Below are 293 nucleotides of genomic sequence, written 5' to 3'. Positions count from 1 at the left end.
ACAAAAATATAGAAAGAAAGGCGGCTTTTCGTTCAAAATTGAACAAAAAGCCGCCTTTCTTGTTTTACATATGTTTTATGAGATGAAAAACTTAAGTTTTTCAGTGGCCTCGAATTGAATAGGGCTCATCTTTTTTAAATTCCATTGGCATCTGTCGTGATTGTAATATTTCATATATTGCCTTATTTCATGTTTTAGTTCAGCTAGGCTTGTACATGATTTAATAAAGGCTTCGTCTTTAAAATGTCCAAAGAATGATTCTTGAGGAGCGTTATCCCAACAGTTCCCCTTTC

1 protein-coding gene is annotated in these 293 nt (G+C 33.8%); it reads right to left on the bottom strand.

Going from position 1 to position 293, the window contains the following annotated elements; genetic code table 11:
• Positions 1-75: 75 nt before the first annotated feature.
• Positions 76-293 (bottom strand): IS3 family transposase (locus MR076_RS26160; RefSeq protein WP_242225437.1); only part of this gene is annotated, 218 nt, incomplete at its 5' end.

The organism is Bacillus cereus group sp. BfR-BA-01380 (assembly GCF_022663535.1).
GTDB lineage: Bacteria > Bacillota > Bacilli > Bacillales > Bacillaceae_G > Bacillus_A > Bacillus_A cereus_BB.
Note: the sequence above shows the minus strand (reverse complement) of the source record. Positions and strands in the feature narration are given on the sequence as shown.